The 6,669-nt window shown below is 76.6% G+C and carries 6 protein-coding genes and 1 pseudogene; 3 read left to right on the top strand and 4 right to left on the bottom strand.

What is annotated here, in order from left to right; all coding sequences use genetic code 11:
* Positions 1-237: pseudogene (locus tag AB0G63_RS35980) on the top strand (IS200/IS605 family accessory protein TnpB-related protein); the annotation flags it as partial.
* Positions 238-243: 6 nt separating this feature from the next.
* Here AB0G63_RS35980 and AB0G63_RS35975 read toward each other — a convergent pair.
* Both AB0G63_RS35975 and AB0G63_RS35970 read right to left on the bottom strand, forming a co-directional pair.
* Entirely contained in the window at positions 244-1,626 is a 1,383-nt protein-coding gene (locus tag AB0G63_RS35975) for a HAMP domain-containing sensor histidine kinase (RefSeq protein WP_360759111.1), read from the bottom strand.
* A complete protein-coding gene (locus tag AB0G63_RS35970; RefSeq protein ID WP_360759109.1) occupies positions 1,623-2,336 on the bottom strand; it encodes a response regulator transcription factor in 714 nt (237 codons plus the stop codon). Before AB0G63_RS35970 ends, AB0G63_RS35975 begins: the two co-directional genes overlap by 4 nt.
* A gap of 98 nt (positions 2,337-2,434) precedes the next feature.
* Here AB0G63_RS35970 and AB0G63_RS35965 point away from each other — a divergent pair, with 98 nt between their 5' ends.
* Positions 2,435-2,965, top strand: a complete 531-nt coding sequence (locus AB0G63_RS35965; RefSeq protein WP_360759107.1) for a hypothetical protein — start codon at positions 2,435-2,437, stop codon at positions 2,963-2,965.
* 74 nt (positions 2,966-3,039) lie between these two features.
* Here AB0G63_RS35965 and AB0G63_RS35960 read toward each other — a convergent pair whose 3' ends face one another.
* Both AB0G63_RS35960 and AB0G63_RS35955 read right to left on the bottom strand, forming a co-directional pair.
* On the bottom strand, positions 3,040-3,906 hold the full coding sequence (locus AB0G63_RS35960) for a fused MFS/spermidine synthase (RefSeq protein ID WP_360759105.1): 867 nt from the start codon (positions 3,904-3,906) through the stop codon (positions 3,040-3,042).
* 48 nt (positions 3,907-3,954) lie between these two features.
* Positions 3,955-4,410, bottom strand: coding sequence for a hypothetical protein (locus AB0G63_RS35955; protein WP_360759103.1), 456 nt, complete (start codon positions 4,408-4,410; stop codon positions 3,955-3,957).
* A 297-nt stretch (positions 4,411-4,707) separates the two neighbouring features.
* On the opposite strand from AB0G63_RS35955, the gene AB0G63_RS35950 reads away from it, so the two are divergent.
* Positions 4,708-6,165: a tetratricopeptide repeat protein gene (locus AB0G63_RS35950; RefSeq protein ID WP_360759101.1), complete on the top strand. Its 1,458-nt coding sequence runs from the start codon at positions 4,708-4,710 to the stop codon at positions 6,163-6,165.
* Positions 6,166-6,669: the final 504 nt, after the last annotated feature.

Here is a 6,669-nt window from a genome sequence, read left to right as displayed (position 1 = left end):
CGGCACCGCCCCCTGCTCACCGGAGTGATGAGCAGGGGCATCGGACCGCCCAGGCCCGGCCGGGCGCCCCGGGGCGTGAGGAACCCCGCCCCCGCACCCCCGGACCACCGACCACGGACACGATCCGTGCGCGCCGGACACGGAGCGAACGCGGGCGACCGGGACACCCAACACCGTTCGGGGCGTCCGGCTGAGCATGAGTTCTGGCGACAGGACTCACTCCCGCTCAGTTTCTAGGAACGGTCAGCGGACTCGGGCGGGGCGCCTGCGGCGGCGTACGGTTCCCCGGTGGCCCCGGCGGGCGGGCGGGCGCTCCCGTGCGTCGAGCTGGATCCAGACGCGCACCTCGGTGCCGCCCAGCACGGAGGAGCCGATCCGCACGTCGCCGCCGGTGGACTCGGCGAGACGGCGCACGATGTCCAGGCCCAGGCCGGTCGAGCCGTCGGCGCCGGATCCGCGCCCGCGGGCCATGGCCGCCGCCGGGTCGGCGATGCCCGGCCCGGCGTCGGACACGAGCACGATCACCGCGTCCTCGCCGTTGTGCAGGTCGACGGCGAAGGCGGTGCCCTCCGGGGTGTGCCGGAAGACGTTGCCGAGCAGCGCGTCCAGGGCGGCCGCGAGGTCCGCGCGGGCCACGGGTATGCGCACCGGCCGGTCGGCGCCGGCCACCCGCCACTTGCGGCCCTCGTCCTCCGCGAGCGCCGACCAGAACGCCATCCGCTCCCGGACGACCTCGGCCGCGTCGCATCCGGCGCCGGGACCGGCGGCCGCGGTCTGCGGCTTGGCCTCGCGGGCGGTGCGGATGATGGTGTCGACCTCGCGCTCCAGCTGGGCGACGGCCGCGCGGGTCTGCTCGGCAGCGGGCCCGTCGCCGAGCGAGGCCGCGTTCAGCCGTAGCACGGTCAGCGGGGTGCGCAGCCGGTGCGACAGGTCGGCGGCCAGCTCCCGTTCGTTGGCGAGGAGTTGGACGACCTGGTCGGCCATCGAGTTGAACGCCACGGCCGCGAGCCGCAGTTCGGTCGGCCCGTCCTCCGGCACGCGAGCGCCCAGCTTGCCCTCCCCCAGGTCGTGGGCGCCCTCGGCCAGGCGCTGGGCGGGCCGCACCATGCGGACGCCCAGCCGGTCGGCGACCGCGACCGAGCCGACGACGAGTGCGGCGCCGACCGCGGCGAGCACCGCCCACGCGGTGCCGACGCCGTTGCTGACCTCGGACTCGGGCACGTACACCTCGACGACGGCGATCGTGCCGGAGCTCAGCGCGACCGGCTGGAGCAGCGTGGAGCCGCCGGAGACCTCGGTGGTGGAGGCGCGGCCCAGCTTCCGCACGGTCGCGATGTCCTCGTCGGCGGCGCGCTGCCGGCCGAGGTCGACGGCCGCCCTGCCGTCGGCCGGCGGTATGTGCACGGCCATCCCGGCGTCCGAGCCGGCGGAGGCGACGACCTTCTCCAGCTGGCCGCGGTCGGTGGTGATGGACAGCGCCGGGGCGAGGGCGGCGGCCTCCCGCTCGGCGCCTGAGAACGCGCGGTCGCGGGCCATCTCCTGGACGACCAGCCCGAGCGGCACCGCGAAGGCGACCACGACCATGGCGGTGACCGCGAGGCAGACCTTGACCAGTGCCCACCTCATCGCGGCTCCGCCGGGGGCCGGTCGGCGGGCGGCTCCAGTTTCACGCCGACGCCGCGCAGGGTGTGCAGGTAGCGGGGGTGCGCGGCGGTCTCGCCCAGCTTGCGGCGCAGCCACGACAGGTGGACGTCGATGGTCTGGTCGTCGCCGTAGGACTGCTGCCACACCTCGGCGAGGAGTTCCCTGCGGGGGACGACGACACCGGGGCGGCCGGCCAGGAAGGCGAGCAGGTCGAACTCGCGGCGGGTGAGGTCGAGTCGGACGCCGTCCAGCTCGGCCCGGCGGCGCAGCGGGTCGACGGTCAGGCCGCCGACCCGCAGGACGCCGGAGTGCGGGGCCTGCCCGGCGGCCGAGCGGGACCGTCTGAGGACGGCCGCCATCCGCGCGGACAGGTGCTCGACGGAGAACGGCTTGGTGAGGTAGTCGTCCGCGCCCGCGTTCAGCAGCCGGACGATCTCCGTCTCGTCGTCGCGGGCGGTGGCGATGATCACGGGCACGTCGGTGATGCCGCGCAGCATCTTCAGGGCCTCGGACCCGTCCAGGTCGGGCAGACCGAGGTCCAGGACGACGACGTCGAACCGGAAGTGGGCGACCTCGCGCAGCGCCTCCAGCGCCGTGCCGACACTGCGCACCGTATGGGCGGCGTCGGTCAGGTGCCGGATCAGCGCCGAGCGCACGAACTGGTCGTCCTCGACCACGAGCACACTTGCCATGCGCGGCACCGTACGCCATGCGGGCGCACCTCACCGGGGCCTGTGGACAACTCCTGTCGTGTGCAACTCACGGGGCTGGTGGGGCAGTATGGCCGACGATGCGCAGAGGACTCGTACACGTACTGGCGTGGTTGCTCGCCACCGGCGCGGCGGTCACGCTGTCGTGGTTCGGCGTCCACACCGTGCTGGCGGGCACGGCCTACGACCCGCCGCGCGCCCTGCCCGTCACGGCGGCGGGCGCGACCGCGCGGGAGGCGGAGCCGCGGGCGTCGTCGACACGGCGGCCGTCCCCGTCGGCGAGCCCCTCGCACCGGCGGTCCCCGACCCCGACGCCCACGCCGACGCCGTCGTCATCGTCATCGTCGCGGACCCCGGCGACGCACCCCGACCCGTCCGCGACCGCCGCCGGCCGGGTCAGGAGCTACGACACCGACGGCGGCCGGGCCGTGTTCGACCTCGGCGAGACGTCCGCGACGCTGGTGTCGGCGACGCCGGGTGCGGGGTGGTCGATGCAGGTGTGGAAGACGGAGTCGTGGATCCGGGTGGAGTTCGCCTCCGGCGCGGACCGGGTGTCGGTGTTCTGCACCTGGCACGACGGCCCGCCGCGCGTGGACATCGGCACCTACTGAGCCCGGTTCAGGTCACCTACTGAGCCGGTTCACGTCACCTACCGGGCCGGTCCCGGTCAGCGGAACACTGGGCGTCAGCGGAACACCGAGGGCGGCGGTGCCGGGGAGGCGACCGCCGCCTCGTCCGTGACGGCGGCCGCCCCGCCGGTGAAGTCGCGCAGCGCGCGGCCGTGTTCGACCCGGCCGGGGTGCGGGTCCCCGGCCGCCTTCCGGGTCAGTTCGGCGACCGGCAGCGGGGCGTCGGAGGCGACGAGGACGGCGTTGCCGAACCGCTTGCCGCGCAGCACCGTCGGGTCGGCGACCAGGGCGAGTTCGGGGAAGCGGGCGGCGGCGGTGGCGATCTGGCCGCGCAGGTGGGCGAGCGGCGGCCCGTCGGCGAGGTTCGCGGCGTACCGGCCACCCGGCCGCAGCGCCCGGCGGACCTCGTCGAGGAACTCGGTGGAGGTCAGGTGGGCGGGCGTGCGGGCCCCGCTGAAGACGTCGGCGACGATCAGGTCGGCCCAGCCGTCGGGCACCTTGCGCAGGCCCTCGCGGGCGTCGGCGCAGCGCACCCGTATCCGCGCGTTCGGGTCCAACGGCAGCTCACGGCGGACCAGTTGGACCAGTGCCGCGTCGCGCTCGACGACCTGCTGGGTGGAGCGGGGGCGGGTGGCGGCGACGTAGCGGGCGAGGGTGAACGCCCCGCCGCCCAGGTGCACGGCGTGGACGGGCTTCCCGGCCGGCGCGGCGAGGTCGACGACGTGTCCGAACCGGCGCTGGTACTCGAAGGCGAGACGGGCCGGGTCGTCGAGGTCGACGTGCGACTGCGGCGCGCCGTCGATCAGCAGCGTCCAGGCGCGCGCCCGGTCCCGGTCGGGTACGAGTTCGGCGAGCCCGCCGTCGACGGCCTCGACGAGGTGTGCGGCACCGCTCCCACGCCGGGTGTTCCTGGGCTTTCCCATGGCGGCCATTGTCGCAACCGGCCGACGGCGCCGCCCTCGGGGCCCGGGTCAGTGGCAGTTGTCGGCGGCCTCGATCATGCGGGCCGCCTCTCCCAGCGCCCGGCGCAGTACGGCCGGGTCGGTGGCGGGGTCCGCCTCGCCGGGCGGCAGCAGCCAGTCCGCCCCCTCCACCGGCGGCTCGGGATCCTGGCTCAGGCCCCGCGCGCCGGTCTTCGTGCAGGTGCTGCCCGGGACGTCCCAGGCGGCGGCCGTGCCGGGCGGGACCACGAAGCCGAGCGTGTCGCCGCCGTCGTCGTGCAGCACGGGTCCGACCGCGTCGCACGCGCCGCGCCGCAGGATGTCGACCGCCTCCAGTCCCTGCCGCGCCGGAACCGTCACCACGTCGCAGCCGGGGACGGCCGGCGGCGGGCCGCCGCGCTCCGGGGCCGGCGGGTGCCCCGAGGTCGTCAGCGGTGTGCGCGGCGTCCGCGCCGTCCGCGGTCCGGTGCTCTGCCTGGTCTCCATCCCGGCCTCCACCACGGAACTCCTCCCAACGAGCGGGCGGCTCGGGAGCCGGGCGGCTCCCGGCCCACGGGGTTCAACGCGCCAGGGCGTCAACGGCTACGGCGGAAGTCCGCCGTAAGGGATGGCAGTTCATGGCAGATCGTGGGGGAGACGTCCGGTTTGCCGCCAAACCCTGCGTGGCGGGTCCGGTACAGCGAGTACCTTCTTCCCCGCCGGACACAGGGGGACGGCCCCGGCACGGGGTCGGCTCACCACGGGTCCGGCATGGTTCGACGGTTCGCGAGGAAGGACCCGGCCATGGCGTCGTCGAAGGGGTCAGCGTCCGCACCCGCGGGGCGGCCACGGCCGAACCTCGTCTTCCGGCGGTTGCGCGGGCGGCGCTCGCCGGCCGAGTTCGCCGCGGCGGTGCGGCGGGCGGCCCGCGAGATCGGTGAACGGGTGAGCTGCGACGCGCGCTACATCGGCCGGGTCGAGGCGGGTGAGATCCGGTGCCCGAACTACGCCTACGAGCGGGTGTTCCTGCACATGTTCCCCGGCCGCACGCTCACCGACCTGGGGTTCGTGCCGCGTTCGTCCGTACGCGGGCGCGGGGCGCGCACCGCCGACGACGCGCCCCTCGTCTCATCCGCGGCGGCCTCGGCGCCCGCCGCGGATGAGACGAGGGGCACCTTCGGGCCGTATGACACGCAGGACCGGAGACACACACCCGAGCACCACGAGAATCACGAGGAGAGCGACGTGCTGCGTCGCGGATTCATGACCGGCGGGGGCGCCACGGTGGCCGCCGCCTCGCTGGTGGGCCCCCTGGGGCTCGCCCTCGACGCCGCGGCCGCGGAGCGGCCCGTCCGGCGCCCGGGGGCGAGCGACGCGGGCGCCCTGGAGGAAGCCGTGCGCCGGATCCGGCTGCTCGACGACCGGCACGGCGCCGACGGCCTCTACCGGCGCGCGGCTGCCCCGTTGCGCGCCGCTTACGCGCTGCTGGACGCCGGCGCGACCCGGCAGGCGACCGCCGACCGGCTCCACTCGGGCGCGGGCGAACTGGCCATCTCGGTGGGCTGGCTGGCGCACGACTCGGGCCGCTTCGACGACGCCCGTTCGCACTACGCGGAGGCGCTCGCGACCGCCCGGATGACCGGTGACGACGCCCTGGAGGCACACGCCTTCTGCAACATGGCGTTCCTCGCGCGCGACGCCGGCCGGCCGCGCGAGGCGGTGCGGGCCGCGCAGGCCGCGCAGCGCGTCGCCCGCTCCCTGGGATCGCACCGGCTGATGTCGCTGCTGGCGCTGCGCGAGGCCGGCGGCTGGGCGGGGCTGGCCGACCGCACCGGCTGCGAACAGGCACTCGCCCGCGCGCAGGCCCTCCACGACCGCGGCCCCTCGGACGCCGATCCCGAGTGGATGAGCTTCTACGGGGAGGCCGAGCTGGAGGGGCTGGAGGCGCAGTGCTGGTCGGCGCTGGGCGACTGGCCGCGCGCGGCCCGGCACGCTCGCCGGGCGGCGCACCTTCAGGACCCGCACTTCACCCGCAACATCGCGCTGTACACCGCGGAACTGGCGGACGACCTCGCGCGCGGCGGCCGCCCGGACGAGGCCGCGGCGGCGGGCATGCGGGTGCTGGACCTGCTGGGCCAGGTCCAGTCGTCGCGCGTGCAGACCATGCTGGCGGGCACGGCCCGGGTGCTGCTTCCGCACCGGCGGGCCTCGGGAGTCTCCCCCTTCCTGGACCGCCACGCCGCCTCCCCCCGCCCCACCTGACCCCACACGACCGCGACGGAGCCCGCGGGCGCGGGGGGCGCGGGGGGCGCGGGGGCGGGGGCCGCGGGCGCGGGGGCCGCGGGGGCCAGCCGCCCTCGACGGCGCGGAGGACGCCGGCCGCACCGAGACGGGCGGCGGACCCGGGGCCGGGGCCAGGGCCGGGGCCGGGGCCGGGGCCGGGAGGAAACTGCCCGAGCGGTGCCGCGGCAGGCCACCCCGGGAGGCGCGCGGCACACGGGCAGGCCGCGCGTGGAGGCCGTCGGCGACCGCGCCGACGACTTCGGTCACGAGCCCACGGGCGGACCCGGAGTGGCCGGGCGAGCGCCGGGCAGGCCCAGGCCGCTGCGAGCGCAACGCCGATGCGGGCAACCCCGGCGAAGCGCGGGCGGCACGCGGACAGTCCGGGCAGGAAGCCCCCCACGACCACGCCGAGGACGTCGGCCGCGAGACGACGGGCCAGGGCCGGAAGGCGCCGGGCAGTCCGAGCGCGCCGCGAACCCTGCG

Source organism: Streptomyces sp. NPDC020996 (genome assembly GCF_040641355.1).
In the GTDB taxonomy this organism is placed as follows: Bacteria; Actinomycetota; Actinomycetes; order Streptomycetales; family Streptomycetaceae; genus Streptomyces.
Note: the sequence above shows the minus strand (reverse complement) of the source record. Positions and strands in the feature narration are given on the sequence as shown.